Source organism: Micromonospora sp. NPDC005174 (assembly GCF_040608495.1).
Classification (GTDB): domain Bacteria; phylum Actinomycetota; class Actinomycetes; order Mycobacteriales; family Micromonosporaceae; genus Micromonospora.
On sequence record NZ_JBEXIJ010000013.1, the window covers coordinates 100,399 to 116,775 of the forward strand.

Genomic DNA, 16,377 nt, shown 5'->3' on the forward strand with positions numbered 1-16,377 from the left:
CGATTCGCCGCTGCGGTGCCGGCCGCGTGAGACGCTGAAGGTGTGGACAGCCCGTGGTCTTCGGTGAAGTCGGCGGGCGCCCGGCCTGACTTGTTCGGTTCGAAATTGGAGTTAGGGTGCTGGCAGGGAACGTGCCTTGCCAGCGTCACGGGCGGGTTGCGTGCTCTTAACGGTGAGTGTCTGACTGCGTAGACATGACTACGCAATCATACAGGACTATGGCTGGCGATGGGAGGTGCCGTGACGCGACTGGCGAGGCCGGGTGAAAGCCCTCCGACGCCGCGCAGCGTGGACGTCGCGCGGCTGGCCGGCGTCTCCCAGAAGACGGTGTCCAGGGTCCTCAACGACGAGCCGTATGTCTCGGCCGACGTGCGCCGGCGGGTCCTGGACGCCGCCGAGGAGCTCGGCTACCGGCGCAACCAGGCGGCCCGGGCGCTGGCCTCCGGGCGGACCCGGTCGATCGGCGTGGTGACGCTCGGCAGCGCCTTGTACGGGCCGGCGTCATGGCTCATGGGCATCGAGCGGGCGGTCCGGGAGGTGGGCTACACGCTGCGGGTGGCCGCCACGATCGAGGGCGACCCGGGCGGCATCGCGAGCGCCCTGGCGTCGCTGCTGGGCCAGGGCGTGGACGGCGTCGTCATCTCCGAGCCGATCGACGAGGGCGTCGGCCTCATCAGCGTCGACGTGCCGGTCCTGGTCCTCGGCGCGCCGCCCACCTTCGCCGCGCCGCAGGTGGTGACCGCCAGGGTCGGCGCGGGCAGGCTCGCGCGGGCCGCGACCGAGCACCTGCTGGGGCTGGGGCACGCGACCGTCCATCACCTGGCCGGCCCGCAGCGGTGGTATTCGGCACGGGACCGTCTCGCCGGCTGGCGCGAGGCGCTGCGAGCCCACGGCGCGGACGAGCCGCCGGTCGTCGAGGGCGACTGGTCGGCCGCGTCCGGCTACGCGGCGGGCCGGGAACTGGCCGGCGACGGCACCGTGACCGCGGTGTTCGCCGCGAACGACGACATGGCGATCGGTCTCATCCGCGCGCAGCTCGAGGCCGGGCGCCGCGTGCCCGAGGACATCAGCGTCGTCGGGTTCGACGACATCCCGGTCGCCGCCTACGTCACTCCCCCGCTCACCACCGTGCGGCAGCCGTTCGACGAGGTCGCGCGGCAGGGCCTCGCGCTGCTGGTACAGGTCATCGAGAAGCCGGACGTCGAGCTTCCACCGGCGGCCGACCAACCGGTCGAGCTCGTCGTCCGCGCCTCGACGGCTCCACCACCGCCCCGGCCGATCCCGGAACGTGGCCGCCGAGCGATCCCCCAGGCCCACGGTGGCCCGCACGGTCAGCCCGCCGGCAGCGAAGTCCCATCCACCCAGCCCTGATCAACGTAGATCCGTCCACCCTCCACGATCCCTCTGCCGAGAAGGCGCGAGCGTGCAGGCCAGAATCCACGTCGCGACGAGGAGTGCTCGCGGTGCTCCCGACACGGGCACCTCGCGCGCCAACACCGGCACGATCGCCGCGGACCCAACCGCCGCCGCGCCCGTCGCCACCGATCGAGCGGACGGCAGGATCGGCTGCTTGCGCAGGGCGTGGGCCTGGGAGGGCGCACTTGGACTTGAACGGACCGAAAGGGTTGCGGCCGGACGAGTTTTAGGTGGAGTTCTATTTGTAGGGTTATGCGCTCGGAGCTTTGGACTACGGATCAGAAGGTTAGGGGTTCGAGTCCCTTCGGGCGCACAAGATCAAGAGGGCCTGGCCTGCGGAAACGCAAGTCGGGCCCTCCGCATTTCTGTCCCTTGCGGGCGTTCGGCTGCTCGTCCGACAACCGTCCCCGATCTACCACGCGCCGAGGGTCAGGTGCGGGCGTCCCGCGCCTGACCCTCGGCGTCCACTACTGCGTCGTCGCAGCCTAGGCCTGCACCGCCGGGGCCCAGGAGAAGATGGCGTTGTCCGCCGTGCTGCACGGGTAGAGGATCAGGTCGGAGCCGTTCGACGTGGTGCTGCCCTGCACGTTGAGACACTTCGTGTTGTTCAGCCGGCTCTTGAACTGGTAGAAGTCGAAGCCGCCGATCTTCCGTACGAACTGCGGGTACCACTGGTCGTTCATCGTCGTGCTGCCACCACAGTTGTACTGGACGATCTTCGTGCTGTTGGCGTCCGTGCTGCCCTTGATGTTGGCGCACATGCCTGTCTTGCCGTTGATGATCCGCTGGTAGCCACCGGAGGTGGGCCGGAAGATCCAGCGCTGGTGCAGCGGCGTGACGCCCCCGCTCCAGGTTGCGCAGGTGTAGACCTGGACCTGCGCGCTCGGCGCGGTCGAACCACCCTGGACTTCGACGCACTTGTCGACGGCGCTCGCGGGGAAGATCTCCCACGGTCCGTTGTCCGCAGCGTAGGCAGCGGACGGCCCGACCAGCCCAGCGGCGGCCACCCCGACCAACGCCGCGAAGACAGCGGCGAATTTGCGCAGCTTCATACTCGTTCCCCCCAATGATCGAACAAACAACGGGCACGACCCTACCCGGGGCAGTCAGACATGTGCATCTCTGAGTGCATTGCCGGATGGCAGGTGCGGGCACCTGTCGAGCGGTGTGAGGGCGCGAGCGACGTGGGCAGCGGGCCGCACGTAGGCCCAGCAGGAGCCGCGCACGCAGCGCGGGCGGGTTCGCGTGTCGTCAGGGCCTCGGCGTGCGTGTCTGGGGCTGCCCCATCTCCGCCAGCAGCCCGGGAGGGGTAAGGGCTACGGCTTCTCGGCGACGAATGTCCCGCGCCCGGTGAAGGTGACGACGAGCCCTCGTTCCCGCAGCAGCCGTACCGCTGCGCGGACCGTGCCACGAGCTACGCCGTGCTCCTGCTGCAACGTCGCCTCGCTCGGGAGCGGCTGACGAGGCTTGAGCTTCCCGGATTCGATCTGCTTGGCGAGGAGATCGGCGAGCTGGATGTAGAAGGGGACCGGGCTCATCTCGTCAATCATGATCGACACGATATGGACGCGCTACACGGGATGGTCGTGGGGTACAGGTAACCTGGGCTAGGCAGGCTGGCCGGGCTGTACAGGCTGTATAGGATCGACTACCCTCAGGGTCAGCCATTCGCCCAGGTAGGAGCCACCTCGTGAAGCTCTGGCCGCTCCCTCGCCGTCGAGAAGCGCTCGATCGAACCGATCCTGCGGAGCCGTGCACGGAGGGTGAGCGGTGAGCGCGGTGCCCTTCGAGGTGGAGCTTTCCTGGACGGTGATCGACTACCACCGGATGCAGAGGTGCAGTCGCTGCCACCCGGACGGCTGGTGTCCGAGGGCTGCGGTGGCCCGAGCGCGGATCCTGGCTTGGCGACGGGCGGTGGGTCGTGCACCCATTCAGGAGTGGTGACCTCCTGCTCCTCACGCGGGCGGCCAGCGTCCAGTTCTCCCGGCCGTTCTTCGTCCGGCTCATCCGTGTCCTGGAAGACCGGATCACGTACGACGGGTGGGTCTGGATCGAAGGGTATGAGCTTGACGCCCGAGGCGCGGCGGTAGCCCGGCGGGAACTCTTCGTCCAGCCCGCCGGGGTCCGGAAGCTCCCGGGCGCCCGGTCGTGCCGCAGCAAGAGATCTCCGTAGTCCATCACCGCGGTTCCGCCTCGATCCCGTTTATCTGCCCCTAGCGTGGAGAAAGGGCCACCTCGGGTACGAGGGACGGAGAGGTGATGACAACCACCGCGGACGAGGGCAAGCTCGGCCGGGTCGGCCTCCGACTGCCCGGAGTCGTGCTGGGGCTGGGGCTCGGCGGCTTCGCCGACGGGATCTTCCTGCACCAGGTCTTCCAGTGGCACCACATGCTCACCAGCACGAACGAGGATCGCATCGGGGTGCGGTACTACAACCCGCACACGGTCTCGGGCCTGGAGATGAACACCGTCTGGGACGGCATCTTCCACGTCGTGTGCTGGCTGGCAGTGCTGCTTGGCCTGGCCATCCTGTACTCGCGCGTCAGTCACGACCGCCGCAGGGTGTGGGGCTCCCGCGTGCTCTGGGGCTGGATCATCGCGGGCTGGGGGTTGTTCAACCTCGTCGAGGGCGTGGTGGACCATCAGATCCTCGGCATCCACCATGTTCGCGGTGGCCCTCACCAACTCTGGTGGGACATCGGGTTCCTCGTCTTCGGCGCGCTGCTGCTGATCGGCGGCTGGTTGCTCCAGCGCGGTGGCAGGGTCGCCGACTCCGACCGCGAGGTCTGATGGATCCCCACCCGCACCACGAGAGTGCGGCGCTGGGGGTTGGCCTGGGCGAGACGGTGGTGCCCGCCGTCGTCCTGCTCGCCTGCGCGGGCCTCTATCTGCACCTGGCGGGGCGGGTACGCCGTCGGAACCCGGTGCAGGGTTGGAACCGCTGGCGTACGGCGAGCTTCGCCGTCGGGCTGCTCCTGCTGGCCGTGGCGCTCCTGCCGCCGCTGGCGCCCTTCGCCCACACCGACTTCCGCGGCCACATGACCCAACACCTGCTCATCGGCATGTACGCCCCGCTCGCGCTGGTGCTCGCCGCCCCGGTGACGCTGGTGCTGCGGGCTCTGCCCGCGCCCCGGGCCCGCCAACTGACCGCCCTGCTGCACAGCGTTCCGGTTCGGGTGCTGACCCACCCGGCGGTGGCTTTCCTGCTCTCCACCGCCAGCCTCGCCGTGCTCTACTTCACCCCGCTCTACCACCTCGCCGCCGGCGATCCGGTCGGTCACTGGCTGCTGCACACCCACTTCCTGCTCTCCGGCTGCCTCTTCGCCTACGTCATCGCCGGCCCCGACCCCGCGCCCCGGCGGCCCGGGGTCCGCACCCGGCTGGTCTACCTCGGTCTCGCAATCGCGACCCACGCCGTCATCTCGCAACTGATGTACGGCGGTTTCTGGGTCGACATCCACGCCCCGATCCCACAGGTGCAGGGTGGAGCGCAGCTCATGTACTACGGCGGGGACATCGCCGAGCTGCTCCTCGCCGCCGCCCTCGTGGCGACCTGGCGACCCGAGCGCCGCAGCCGGTCCGGCGACACCCCCGCGCCGCAGCGCTCGCACGTGGTATCAATCTCCGATAGGCAATAAATCTGGGCAAAGTCGGGCGGCGATATGTCGACAGGCGCAGCAACGCTGCTTCGCAAGTCGGCGCAGCCGCAACGGCCGAGTCTCCTGGAACTCTTCTTCGACCTGGTGTTCGTCTTCGCGCTCAACCGGGTCTCTCATCGGCTCGTCGAAGACCTGACCGAGCGAAGGATGGTTCTCGCCGAAGTCGGCGAGACGTTGCTGTTGCTGATGGCCTTCATGTCACTGTGGTTCGTCACGGCGTGGGTCACCGATCTCTACAACTCCGAGCGGCCACAGGTCCAGTTTGTGGTCTACACGGCCATGCTCGGCGCCCTGATGATGGCGGTTACGGTGCCGCAGGCGTTCGGTACCGGGGGTCTGGTCTTCGCCGGCTCGTACGTGGCGGTACACATCGTTCGTGGCCTCGTCATCGTGCCGGCGTTGCGGGGTCTCGAGGCCCAGAGCCGGGCGGCGGGCGTACTCCTGTGGTTCTCGATGTCCGCCGTGCCGTGGATCGTCGGAGCGCTCCTGCCGGATGCGGCGCGGGCGGTGCTGTGGGCGCTCGCGATCGCCATCGACGGCACGGCGTTGCTGCTCTTCTACCCTGCGCCGTGGAACATCTCCAGCCGACCGAGGTGGCCCGTGTCGGCGGAGTACATCTCCGAACGGTACCGACAGTTTTTCATCATCGCGCTCGGTGAGCTGATCCTGACCACCGGATCGGCCTACAGCGACACGTCGTTCCAGAAGGGCGGCGCCGCCGCGGCGTTCGCCGTCTCGTTCGCCACGACCGTGCTGATGTTCCGGGTGTACCTCTTCAAGGCGGGCCAGCTGCTGCCCGGGGCGCTCGACGCCGCCCGTAACCCGGCGCACCTCATCCGGGAGGCGTTCCTCGCCCACATGCTCATGGTCGTCGGCACCGTTGCCATCGCCGTCGGCTACGAAATCGTGATCACCCATCCGTCCGGGCACACCGACGCGTCCTGGATCGTCGCCATCCTCGGTGGACCGGTGCTCTTCCTGGCCGGGCGTGCCCTGGTCGAACACGCGGTGTTCGCGCGGGTGTCCCGCTCGCGGCTGATCGGCGTCTTCCTGCTGGTCGCCGTCTCGCCCGCAATGATCCTCGTCCCGCCACTGGCCGTGGCCGTCACCGCCGTCGTCGTCCTGGGCGGCATCGCCACCTCGGACGCGATTCGCGCCATGGGCAAACCGCCCGAGCACCCGTCCCCGCCCGGTGCCGGAGGTTGACCAACCGGTCACGGGCTGGTGCATCCACGTGCTTGACGGTGGTTGGCGATTCCTCCAGTAGAGTCGCATCTATGGCTCTTTGTCCGTCTGTGCGTGCCTGGCTTGGCGTGGCTGTCAGCGGGCGGCCATTCCGCACGCTGGTGGTCGGCTGCTGGACAGGCTGATGTCCAGGAGGTGGCACTTCCGGCGGCGGACACGGTCGGCGGACGAGGCTGCGCTGCAGGACAGCGCTCTCAGAGACCCCAGCCGGACCGTGTTCTTCAGTGATGGGGTCTTCGCCATCTCCATCACGCTCCTGGTGCTGGAGATCCACCCGCCGGAGGACACCGCCTACCTGGGTCGGGGTCTCGTCGAGCTGTGGCCATCGTTCCTGGCGTACGTGCTGAGCTTCTTCCTGATCGCCTCGATCTGGGCCAACCACCATGTCATATTCGACCAGGTCGTCGCGGCTGATCGAGGGCTGCTCCTGCTCAACACCGTGCTGCTGATGACCGTGGCGTTCCTGCCGTTCGCGGCGTCCGTACTCGCCGCAGCCTTCCGCAACGGAGCGGGTGAGCCGCTAGCCGTGTTGTTCTTCGGTGGCTCCTTCGGCGTGGGCGCGATCTTCTTCAATGCCCTCTGGTGGTACGCGTTGCGTACACCGAGGCTGTTGAATTCGCGGGTCAGTGCGCACGCGGGCAGGCTCGTGGGCAGACGCTTTCTGGCGGGACCGCTGCTGACTCTCCTCGGCGCGGCGGTCGGCGCGTTCGCCCCCGCTGCGGGGCTGGCTTTCTACGCCCTGATGATCCCTGTCTTCTGGCTGCCCCTGCCCGCGCTCGAACCAGTCCCTCTCGGCGATGAGAGTCGCTGATCGTGCCGGTTGGCGACTCCCTGTCGGCCGGCTGCGCAGGACGCGGGGGAGGCGGAGAACCGCCGTCCCCCGCGCGGTTGCTCAGGGGCTGGTGCAGGTCGGCGACGGGTTGGTCGGCGTACCGGAGCCGAGGAAGCCGAACGTCGTCGTTGTGCCCGGTGCCAGCGAACCGTTGTACACCGCGTTGCGGACGGTCGCTGCCGAGCCGCTGGTGCTCAGGGTGCCGTTCCAGACCTGACTGATGCTCTGGCCGTTCCCCAGGGTCCAGCGGACGGTCCACCCGTCGACGGCGGCGGTGCCGGCGGTCACGGTGACCTCACCCTGGAAGCCTCCGGACCACGAGTTGACCGTGCGGTAGGTGGCGGTGCAGGCGGCACCCGAGGGAGGCGGCGTGGTGGGTGGCGGCGTGGTGGGTGGCGGCGTGGTGGGTGGTGGCGTGGTCGGGGGCGGTGTGGTCGGGGGCGGTGTGGTGGGCGTACCCGTGGTGGGCGGTGGCGTCGGCTCACCCGGTGGCACCAGGGGACAGGTGGCGCTGTACCGCGACACACCCCGGTTGTCCGCCAGCGGGCAGAGGAACTGGGTGTAGCGCGTGTCGTTGTCGAGGAACGTCTTCAACCAGGGGATCAGGAGCCGCATCTCGGTCGGGTTCGACCTGGTGAAGGAGAGGTGGTCGTTGCCGGCCAGCTCGGCCCAGGCGTGTTCGACGGTGGCCGGCAGGCTGTTGTAGATCCCCTGGACGTACGAGGGCGTGACCGTGCCGTCGTTCTGGCCGGAGATGAGCATGGTGGGCACCTGGGTGCTGGACATGTTCAGGTTGTTTCCGGGGGTGCCCGGTGCGAGACCGACAGCCGTCTTCAGGGTGGGTCGCCGGAGCGACGCGAGCAGGGTCCCGGCGCCGCCCGCCGAGTGGCCCATCACGCCCAGCCGGTTCGGGTCGACCCGGCTGCGGACCGGGCTGGTCCGCGTGAGGTAGTCCAACGCGGCGAGCAGTTGGGTGGCGCGGGCGTCGGCGCCGTCGGTGCGGCTGTTGGTCTCGATGCCGATCACCACGAACCCGAACGAGGCCAGCCAGGGGCCCATCCAGGCCTCCTCGTTGGCGAACAGGGCGGAGTAGCCGGGGACGATCGCGATCGCGCCCCAGGTGCCCAGGCTGGTGTCGGTGGGGTAGTAGACGTACCCGCCGTTGAAGCCGTTGCCGGTCGGGACGGTCGCCTGCGTCGTGGCGAACGGGCCCCGGGTGGCGGCCACGCTGGCCAGGGTGGGGTCCGGGCCCCGCTGGTACGGGCTGTCCGCGACCGCCGCGTCCCGGGTCGTCGTCGCCAGTGCCAGGCCGAGGGCCACGGCCAGTGCCCCCGTCAGCCATCTGGCGGTATCGAGCCGCTTCATCGACGGCTCCACTGCTGGTTGGTCTGGCCGGTGCAGGTCCAGAGGACGAGCTTGGTGCCGTTGGCGGTGCCCTGGTTGTAGGGGTCCAGGCAGAGGCCGGACTGCACGCCGGTGATGGTGCCGTTGGCGTTGACGTTCCACTGCTGGTTCGTGCCGCCGTGGCAGTCGTAGATGGTGACCAGGGTGCCCGGCGAGGTGCCGTAGCCGGCGGCGTCGAGACACTTGTTGCCGTACACCGTCAGGGCCTTGCCGGACGTGTAGGTCCACTGCTGGTTGGTGCGGCCGTGGCAGTCCCACAACTGCATCTGGGTGCCGTTGGTGGTGGAGGAGCCGGGGACGTCGACGCACCGGCCGGACAGCGTGCCCACGAGGGTGGTGGTGGTCTGGCCGCCGCCGCTGCTCGGGTCGCCGATGCTGCCGGGGACCGACTGCAACGCGCTGTACCAGCGGGCGGCCATCTTGTCGTAACCGCCGGCGGTGGGGTGGACGCCGTCGATCAGGTCGGCGGTGGTGAGCGCGCTGTGCATGTCGACCAGGTGCACCCGCTTACCGGCGTTGACCTTGCTCTGCACGATGCCGGGGATCGCCGCGTTGAACGTACGAGCGGCGTTCTCCTGGTTGCTGTTGGACAGCGGGATGAGCTGCGCCACGAACACCTCGGCGGTGGGCGCGGTGGTGGTGATCTTGTCGATCAGCGTGGAGAGCCGGTTCGGCGCGGTGCTCACGTTGTAGTTCTGCAGGATGTCGTTGGTGCCGATGTGCAGCAGGACGGTCTGCGGGCGTTGGGTGTTCAACCAGTTGACGATGTTCGCGTCGATCTGGTCGATGCGCCAGCCGGGGTGCCCCTGGTGGTCGTGGTCGCCGAGGCTGGCGGGCCCGTTGAACTGCGATCCGACGAAGTCCACCGTGTACCGGCCACTGGCGAGACGCTGCCAGAGCCCGATGCGGTAGCCGCCGGGCACCTGCGTGCCCTCGGTGATGGAGTCACCGAGAGGCATCACGCGTACGCCACCGTTGGATTCCGCGCTGGCCGGCGAAATGGGTGTCACCACTCCGGCGACCACGACACCGAGCGCCGCGAGTGTCGCGAGCCATCGTGCCCTCGTTCGCATGTCTTCTCCCCTGGATCGGTCGAGCTGGCCGAGGGCGTTGGCCGATCGGTAGGGCCGCCACGGGCAGCCGGCAACCTCGGGGGCCGGCGGACCGAGCAGCCGCCGGCTGCCGGGCGTTGCCCGGCTCGCGCCGATCGTCGGATCGGCACGGCGTTGCTGCCTCAGCACTGGGACGAGTGTGAGCGTTAACAGAGACGAGTGTAGATTCATCGAACCGTCCTGGTCTACCTCGGCGGCGACCGCACCCGGGCGAGCACTTCAGCGGCGGTGGCCCCGGTCACTGACCTGCGGGCCGGTCTGTGGCAGCGTGCAGGGGCGACCGTCGCCGTGCCTTGCACGCTGCCGTACCGAGAGAAGGCCATGCTCGCCAGGTCCGCCGAGACACTCCCTCCGTCCCCCGTCGTCGAACTGTGCGACGTGACGTTCCGGCGGGACGGCAAGCAGATCCTGCACGGCATCGACCTCACCGTGCGCGAAGGCGAGCACTGGGCGCTCCTCGGCCCGAACGGCGCGGGCAAGAGCACGCTGCTGGGCTTCTGCGGCGCGCTCACCCATCCGAGCTCGGGAATCGTGCGCATCCTCGGTCAGCAACTCGGCCGCGTCGACCTGCAACAGTTGCGCAGGGCGATCGGTCACGTGAACCCCCGCCATCCGCTGCGGTCGCCGCTGACCATCCGTGAGGTCGTCCTGACCGGGCTCGTCGGGTCGGTGGACCTGCCGCCACGCTGGCGGCCGACCCAGGATGACCGTGAACGGACGGATTCCCTGCTGAGCACGTTCGGGCTGGTCGACAGGGCCGACGAACGCTGGCCCACCCTCTCGCAGGGCGAGCGGGGTCGTGCCCTGATCGTCCGGGCTCTCATCAGTCAGCCGCGGCTGCTGCTGCTGGACGAGCCCTCGACCGGTCTCGACGTCGCGGCCCGCGAACAGTTGCTCGAGACCATCGACCTTCTCCGCGCGACCCACCCCCGCCTCGCCTCGATCATGGTCACCCACCACCTCGAGGAACTTCCGGCCACGACCACCCACGCGATGTTGATCAGCGGCGGCAGCGTGGTCGCCGCCGGCCCGGCCGACGAAACGGTCACGACCGCGCAGGTTTCGGCGGCCTTCGCGCACCCCATCGCGGTACGCCACGAGGACGGGCGTTGGGCGGCCCGCGCCGGGTCCGTCCGGCGGCTGGCGGCCGCCACCGGCTGAATTCCTTTCCGGTACGCCTTGCGGGTGAACGGTCGATCAAATATCACGCGGTTTTGATCGGCGCGCGGATTTCGCCCGTAAAAGATTCAGGTGGGCGCGAACCTGCCCGCCTGAATCGGAGGAATCTCATGCCCAGCATGTCTCGTTCCCGTTTCCGGGGACTCCTGGTCGTCGGAGTGGCCGGTCTTCTCGCGGCGGCCGGAGCGGTGACCCATCAGGCGTCCGCGGCCGAGGTGGCCGCCCCGGCCGCCGTCGGCGCCGACGCCCGCCGGGTCGACATCCCGCGAATCGCCGCAGCGATCAAGCCGCCGGCAGGTTCTCGACCGGTCGGCGCGTACGTCGTCACCCGGGGAACGCAGACCTACACCTGTACCGGTGGCGTGTTCACCGGCGCTTCCGTGCCGGAGGCCCAGCTCCTCGGGACCGGCGGTCGGATCCACCACTTCAAGGGACCGAGCTGGCAGTCCCAGCGCGACAACTCCCTGATCACCGCCAAGAAGACGGCGGAGAGCCCGCGTGCGGGGACGATCCCGGAATTGCTGCTGACGGTGGACAGCCACACCGGCACCGGCATGCTCGGCAATGTGGCGTACATCAGTCGGCTCTTGACCTCGGGCGGCGCGGCCCCGGCGGGCGCCTGCACGGACGGTGCCACGAAGGCCGTGCCGTACGGCGCGGTCTACGTCTTCTGGGCGGCGAGGCGGTAACCCCCGGCGACGAGCCTTCCCGCTCGACAACCGCTGGTACAGCAGGCTGTACTTTCCGCCGCGGACGCTGCCGAGGGTGCCCACCGTGACCTATGTTGGCGCGGGAGGTGGGTGGCGATGGCATACGTGCGGGGCCGGCTGCGCGCCTCGGTCGACGCCCTCGAACACCTCGTCGGCGGGCTCGGAACCGCGCTGCTCGCGTTGGGCGCGTTGCTCTGGGTGATGGTCGTGGCGGTGACCTGTCTGACCGGGCTGGGGCTTCGCCTGGTGCCCGGCGCCCTGCGGTCGGTGCGCTCGGTGGCCGACCGGGAGCGGGGTCGGCTGTCCCGCTGGGGCACGTCGATACCCGCGCCGGGGCCGGTGCAGGACGGGCTGCGGGAGGCGGCACGCGATCCGTTCGTGCGCCGGGAGCTGGGCTGGCTCACGCTCCACTCGACAATCGGGCTGGTGTTGGGGCTGGTCGGCCTCGCCCTGCCGGTCAACGCCGTCCAGGACATCACCTTTCCGCTGTGGTACCGGCTGGTCCCGCCCGAGGACGGCGCCCCGGGGATCGTTTGGTGGCGTGTCGACGAGCTGTCCGAGGCGCTGCTGGTGGGCCTGCTCGGGGTGGGCCTGCTGGTCGCCGCGTTCGGATTCGGTCCGGCGCTGGCCCGGGTCCAGGCCTGGCCGGGCCGATTGCTGCTGCCTCCGCCGCCGGGAATCGACCTGTCGCTGCGGGTGGCCGCGCTGACCGCCACCCGGGCTGCCGCGCTGGACGCCCACGCGCTGGAACTGCGCCGCATCGAGCGGTCGCTGCACGACGGTACGCAGAATCGGCTGGTCGCGGTCAACGTGTTGCTGGGAGCAGCGCGGCGAGCCGTGCGGCGCGACCCCGAGCGTGCCGACGAGATCCTCGGGCGGGCGCAGGACGCTGCGGAACAGGCGCTCGGCGAACTGCGTACGGTGGTGCGGGGCATCCTGCCGCCCGTGCTGGACGACCGAGGGCTGGCCGGCGCGCTGGCGGGCCTCGCCGGCAGTTGCGCGGTGCCCTGCCGGCTCGCGGTCGACGTGGCCGTCCGCTGCGCGGCCTCGGTCGAGGCCACCGCGTACTTCGTGGTGGCCGAGGCGCTGACCAACGTCGTCCGGCACAGTGGCGCGAGCCAGGTGGATGTCGCCGTGCGCCGTGAGCCGGGACTGCTGTTGGTGACCATCGAGGACGACGGGCGTGGCGACGCCGACGAGGCGCACGGCTCCGGGCTCACCGGCATCCGCCGGCGGGTCGAGGCGTACGACGGCCGGATGACACTGACCAGCCCATCGGGAGGACCGACGAGGATGCACGTGGAGTTGCCATGCGGATCGTGATCGCGGAGGACGACCCACTGCTGCGCGAGGGGTTGGCGCTGCTGTTGCGGGCCGAGGAGTTGGACGTCGTCGCCACCGCCGGCACACCCGGCGAGTTCCTGGTCGCCGTCGACGAGCACGCGCCGGACGTGGCGATCGTGGACGTACGCATGCCGCCGACCCACACGGACGAGGGCATCGTGGCCGCTGTGGAGGCCCGGCGACGGCGGCCCGGCCTCGCGGTGCTGGTCCTGTCGGCGTACGTCGAGCAGGCGTTCGCCACCGACCTGTTCTCGGTGGGCGCCGTCGGGCTGGGCTATCTGTTGAAGGAGCGGGTCGGCCGGGTCGAGGAGTTCCTCGCCGCGCTGCGCCGTGTCGCGGACGGCGGCAGCGTGATCGACCCGGAGGTGGTGGCCCAGTTGTTGGCCCGCAACCGCCGGTCGGACGGGGCGCTGGGCGAGTTGTCACCCCGCGAGCGGGAGGTGCTGGGGCTGATGGCCGAAGGGCTCGGCAACACCGCGATCGCCGAGCGGCTGTTCGTCACCGACGGCGCGGTGCACAAGCACATCCGCAGCATCTTCGCCAAACTCCAGCTACCGCCGGACGACCGCGCCGACCGGCGGGTCACCGCGGTGCTGCGTTACCTGGACGGTGGGCAGCGGTAAGCAGCGAGCCGGTGACAGACCGCTGCCCGGCGCCCCGTTGCGGGGTGCCGGGCAGCGGCGGTGCTCAGAGGCTGATCCGGTCGAACTTCTCCCAGCTACTGATCGACGTACGGTTGGCGATGAGGGGCTTCGTGCCCTTGCTCTCCGCCACCACGTACCTGCCGTTGGCCGCGGCCCGCAGGCTGATCGTGCCGTCCGAGTTCTTGATGATGGTGAACTTCTCCCAGGTGCTGACCTTGGTCCGGTTGGCGATCAGCGGCTTGGCACCCTTGCTCTCCGCGCTCACGTACCGACCGTTGGACCGGGAGCGGAGCGCCACGTAGCTGCCGCCCGCACTGATCACGTCGAACTGCTCCCACCGGGCAACAGTCGTGCGACTGGCGATCAGCGGCTTGGCGCCGGCGCTCTCGGCCACCACGTACCGCTTGTTGGCCCGCGAGCGGAGCGCGACCGGAGGCGCGGCCACCGGTGCGCTGGTGAGCTTGGTGAGCGCCGCGTAGGTGCCGTTGAAGACGTTCTGGCTGTAGTTGCCGGGCTGGCTCGGGTTGCCGGCGGCGTACTGCCAGATGGTCTCCGTGGTCCAACCCGCCGGCAGCGGCGGACGAGCGGCGGTGTAGCCGGCGATGTCCAACGGGTTCGCGCCGAACGACGCGTTCTTTCCGGTGCAGGGGTTCCAGTAGTTGGTGTTCGTGTAGATCATCGGAGGCCTGCCGATACGTGCCTTGATCTGGTCGGTGAAGGCCTTGATCCAGTTCGACATCTCGGTCGGGGTGAGCCCGTAACAGGTGGGCGCGCCGCTCCAGTAGGGCCATTCGATGTCGACCATCGGCACGAGGGTCTGGCCGTCCTTGGCGAACTTCGCGTTGTCGACGAAGTAGTTGGCCTCGTTGATCGGGTCGCGGCTGTCCGGACGGGTGAAGTGGTAGGCGCCGACCAGAAGGCCGGCGTCCTTGGCCGCCGCGTAGTCCTCGGCGAAGTACGGATTGAGGTACGTCCTGCCTTCCGTCGCCTTGACGTAGGCGAACTTCACGCCGCTCGCCGCGACCGCGGGCCAGTTGATCGGGCCGAGGTTGTGGTCGTGGCTGGAGACGTCGATGCCCCGGACCGTGTAACCCGCCGGGATGGCGGCGCTCTTGGCCATCGCGCTGCTGCGCGCGCCCGGGGCGATGCCGGCGTTCGCTCGGCCGCCACCGTCGACGGACGGGTCTGCGGCCTGCGCCGGATGCGAGACGCCGAGCGCCGTACCGACCACGAGGCCGGCGGACATCAGCACGCAGAGCAGTCTTCTATGCATGTGAGGTGGGTTTCTCCTGGTCGCTGAGTCGAGGCGTCCGTCGCCGTGGCTGCGGGGCTCGCTACGCCTGCGCGCCGCCGACGGGTGGCTCATCGATGTGGGTCCGCAGAGTATCCCTTGTCGACGGCAGGTCGCGCTGTCCGGTGGGCCGAAATCAGATCATCGGTAGGACGCGTCGAGCCGTACGGTGGAAATCAACCCCCCGTAAAGTTCCGAGCCATACCGTGGGGAATTTTCTCCGATTCTCCGTTGACGCGGCACCGCTTACTCTATTGTTTCAATCCTCCCCCGAGGGGTATCTGCGCTTTCGCTGAACGCCTGGCAGATGTGAGTGAGAGGCATTGATGAAGGCAGTCGTCTATCACGGCACGGGCGACATCAGGGTAGACGATGTCCCCGACCCGAAAATTGAACAGCCGACCGACGCCATTGTACGAGTGACGACGGCGGCGATCTGCGGTACCGACCTGCACTTCATCCGCGGCACGATGTCCGAGATGGAGCAGGGGCGCATCCTCGGTCATGAGGGCGTCGGCGTGGTCGAGGAGGTCGGCTCGCAGGTCCGCAGCTTCAAGCCGGGTGATCGCGTACTCATTTCGGCGGTACTTGGTTGTGGCTCCTGCTCCTACTGTCGGCGCGGCTACTTCGCGCAATGCGACGACATCAACCCCTACGGCCCGCGATCCGGCACGGCATCCTTCGGGTCGCCAAAGCCCCAGGGTCCTTTCAACGGTCTGCAGGCCGAGTACGCGCGGGTTCCGTTCGCCCACACCAATCTTTTCCGACTGCCGGACACCGTCACGGACGATCAGGCGATCACCCTGTCCGACATCTACCCGACCGGCTACTTCGGCGCGGTTCTCGCGAACGTGCGGGACGGAAATATCGCCACGGTGTGGGGCTGCGGTCCGGTCGGTCAGTTCGCCGTGGTGTCGGCGTTCCAGCGCGGCGCGTCGCGGGTCATCGCGATCGACGGGCACGCCGACCGTCTGGAGAAGGCGAGACTCCACGGCGCCGAGGTGGTCAACTTCAACGAGGTGGACCCGGTGCAGGCCGTCATGGAGCTGACCGGGGGCATCGGCGCCGACTGCGCGGTGGACGCTGTCGGAGTGGACGCGGAGAGCGCCAAGGCCGGGCCCGCCGCCGAGGGTGCGCGCGACGCCGCCGAGCAGAACCGCAACGAGCAGCGGGAGATCTCCCCCGACGCCAACCAGGACGTGACCGACGGCCGGTGGAAGCCGGGCGACGCCCCCACCCAGGCACAGACCTGGGCTGTCGAGAGCCTCGCCAAGATGGGCACCCTCGGAATCGTGGGCGTCTACCCGGCGAACGACCGCTACTTCCCGATCGGCACCGTGCTGGGCCGCAACCTCACCGTGCAGGCCGGTAACGGCAACCACCCGCGCTACATCCCGAAGCTGTTGGCGATGGTCGAGTCGGGCCGCATCGACCCGGCGACGGTGGTGACGCAGCACGAGCCGGTGACGGACGCGCTCAGCGCGTACCGGGAGTTCGATCTCCGCAGCCCGGGATGGCTCAAGGTCGCATTGCGACCCTGA

General features: G+C 69.3%; 16 protein-coding genes. 11 read left to right on the plus strand and 5 right to left on the minus strand.

The window, feature by feature from the left end; translation table 11 throughout:
- The first annotated feature begins 240 nt into the window (after positions 1 to 240).
- Positions 241 to 1,371 (plus strand): LacI family DNA-binding transcriptional regulator, encoded by a 1,131-nt coding sequence (locus tag ABZU91_RS16760; RefSeq protein ID WP_355240556.1) that lies wholly within the window; start codon positions 241 to 243, stop codon positions 1,369 to 1,371.
- 530 nt (positions 1,372 to 1,901) lie between these two features.
- On the opposite strand, the gene ABZU91_RS16765 is transcribed toward ABZU91_RS16760, so the two are convergent.
- Together ABZU91_RS16765 and ABZU91_RS16770 are read right to left on the minus strand one after the other, a co-directional pair.
- On the minus strand, positions 1,902 to 2,468 hold the full coding sequence (locus ABZU91_RS16765) for an RICIN domain-containing protein (RefSeq protein ID WP_355240559.1): 567 nt from the start codon (positions 2,466 to 2,468) through the stop codon (positions 1,902 to 1,904).
- A gap of 264 nt (positions 2,469 to 2,732) precedes the next feature.
- Positions 2,733 to 2,966, minus strand: a complete 234-nt coding sequence (locus tag ABZU91_RS16770) for a GntR family transcriptional regulator (RefSeq protein ID WP_355240562.1) — start codon at positions 2,964 to 2,966, stop codon at positions 2,733 to 2,735.
- Positions 2,967 to 3,337: 371 nt separating this feature from the next.
- Here ABZU91_RS16770 and ABZU91_RS16775 point away from each other — a divergent pair, with 371 nt between their 5' ends.
- The 5 genes from ABZU91_RS16775 to ABZU91_RS16795 all read left to right on the plus strand — a co-directional run bounded on the left by ABZU91_RS16775 (position 3,338) and on the right by ABZU91_RS16795 (position 7,131).
- Positions 3,338 to 3,589 (plus strand): hypothetical protein, encoded by a 252-nt coding sequence (locus ABZU91_RS16775; RefSeq protein ID WP_355240565.1) that lies wholly within the window; start codon positions 3,338 to 3,340, stop codon positions 3,587 to 3,589.
- Between the two features lie 86 nt (positions 3,590 to 3,675).
- Complete coding sequence (locus tag ABZU91_RS16780; protein WP_355240568.1) at positions 3,676 to 4,206, plus strand: DUF2243 domain-containing protein; 531 nt, start codon at positions 3,676 to 3,678, stop codon at positions 4,204 to 4,206.
- Complete coding sequence (locus ABZU91_RS16785) at positions 4,206 to 5,054, plus strand: cytochrome c oxidase assembly protein (protein ID WP_355240571.1); 849 nt, start codon at positions 4,206 to 4,208, stop codon at positions 5,052 to 5,054. The genes ABZU91_RS16780 and ABZU91_RS16785 overlap by 1 nt, the downstream gene beginning before the upstream one ends.
- A 24-nt stretch (positions 5,055 to 5,078) precedes the next feature.
- Positions 5,079 to 6,281 carry a low temperature requirement protein A gene (locus ABZU91_RS16790; protein ID WP_355240574.1) on the plus strand — a complete coding sequence of 401 codons (1,203 nt, stop codon included), beginning with the start codon at positions 5,079 to 5,081 and terminating at the stop codon, positions 6,279 to 6,281.
- 253 nt (positions 6,282 to 6,534) lie between these two features.
- Entirely contained in the window at positions 6,535 to 7,131 is a 597-nt protein-coding gene (locus tag ABZU91_RS16795) for a TMEM175 family protein (protein WP_355240577.1), read from the plus strand.
- A gap of 81 nt (positions 7,132 to 7,212) precedes the next feature.
- Here ABZU91_RS16795 and ABZU91_RS16800 read toward each other — a convergent pair whose 3' ends face one another.
- Together ABZU91_RS16800 and ABZU91_RS16805 are read right to left on the minus strand one after the other, a co-directional pair.
- Positions 7,213 to 8,517, minus strand: coding sequence for a cellulose binding domain-containing protein (locus ABZU91_RS16800; RefSeq protein ID WP_355240580.1), 1,305 nt, complete (start codon positions 8,515 to 8,517; stop codon positions 7,213 to 7,215).
- Positions 8,514 to 9,629: a ricin-type beta-trefoil lectin domain protein gene (locus ABZU91_RS16805; protein ID WP_355240583.1), complete on the minus strand. Its 1,116-nt coding sequence runs from the start codon at positions 9,627 to 9,629 to the stop codon at positions 8,514 to 8,516. Before ABZU91_RS16805 ends, ABZU91_RS16800 begins: the two co-directional genes overlap by 4 nt.
- A 360-nt stretch (positions 9,630 to 9,989) precedes the next feature.
- On the opposite strand from ABZU91_RS16805, the gene ABZU91_RS16810 reads away from it, so the two are divergent.
- From ABZU91_RS16810 to ABZU91_RS16825, 4 genes are all read left to right on the plus strand, one after another.
- A complete protein-coding gene (locus tag ABZU91_RS16810) occupies positions 9,990 to 10,829 on the plus strand; it encodes an ATP-binding cassette domain-containing protein (protein WP_355240586.1) in 840 nt (279 codons plus the stop codon).
- 137 nt (positions 10,830 to 10,966) lie between these two features.
- Positions 10,967 to 11,536: a DUF3455 domain-containing protein gene (locus ABZU91_RS16815; protein ID WP_355240589.1), complete on the plus strand. Its 570-nt coding sequence runs from the start codon at positions 10,967 to 10,969 to the stop codon at positions 11,534 to 11,536.
- Positions 11,537 to 11,653: 117 nt separating this feature from the next.
- The gene (locus ABZU91_RS16820; RefSeq protein ID WP_355240592.1) at positions 11,654 to 12,880 is read left to right on the plus strand and encodes a sensor domain-containing protein; all 1,227 of its coding nucleotides are present in this window, start codon (positions 11,654 to 11,656) and stop codon (positions 12,878 to 12,880) included.
- Positions 12,868 to 13,524 (plus strand): response regulator transcription factor, encoded by a 657-nt coding sequence (locus ABZU91_RS16825; RefSeq protein ID WP_355240594.1) that lies wholly within the window; start codon positions 12,868 to 12,870, stop codon positions 13,522 to 13,524. Before ABZU91_RS16820 ends, ABZU91_RS16825 begins: the two co-directional genes overlap by 13 nt.
- A 64-nt stretch (positions 13,525 to 13,588) precedes the next feature.
- Here the strand turns inward: ABZU91_RS16825 and ABZU91_RS16830 are convergent, their stop codons facing one another.
- On the minus strand, positions 13,589 to 14,818 hold the full coding sequence (locus ABZU91_RS16830; RefSeq protein WP_355240597.1) for a GH25 family lysozyme: 1,230 nt from the start codon (positions 14,816 to 14,818) through the stop codon (positions 13,589 to 13,591).
- A 344-nt stretch (positions 14,819 to 15,162) separates the two neighbouring features.
- Here ABZU91_RS16830 and ABZU91_RS16835 point away from each other — a divergent pair, with 344 nt between their 5' ends.
- Entirely contained in the window at positions 15,163 to 16,377 is a 1,215-nt protein-coding gene (locus tag ABZU91_RS16835) for an alcohol dehydrogenase catalytic domain-containing protein (RefSeq protein WP_355240600.1), read from the plus strand.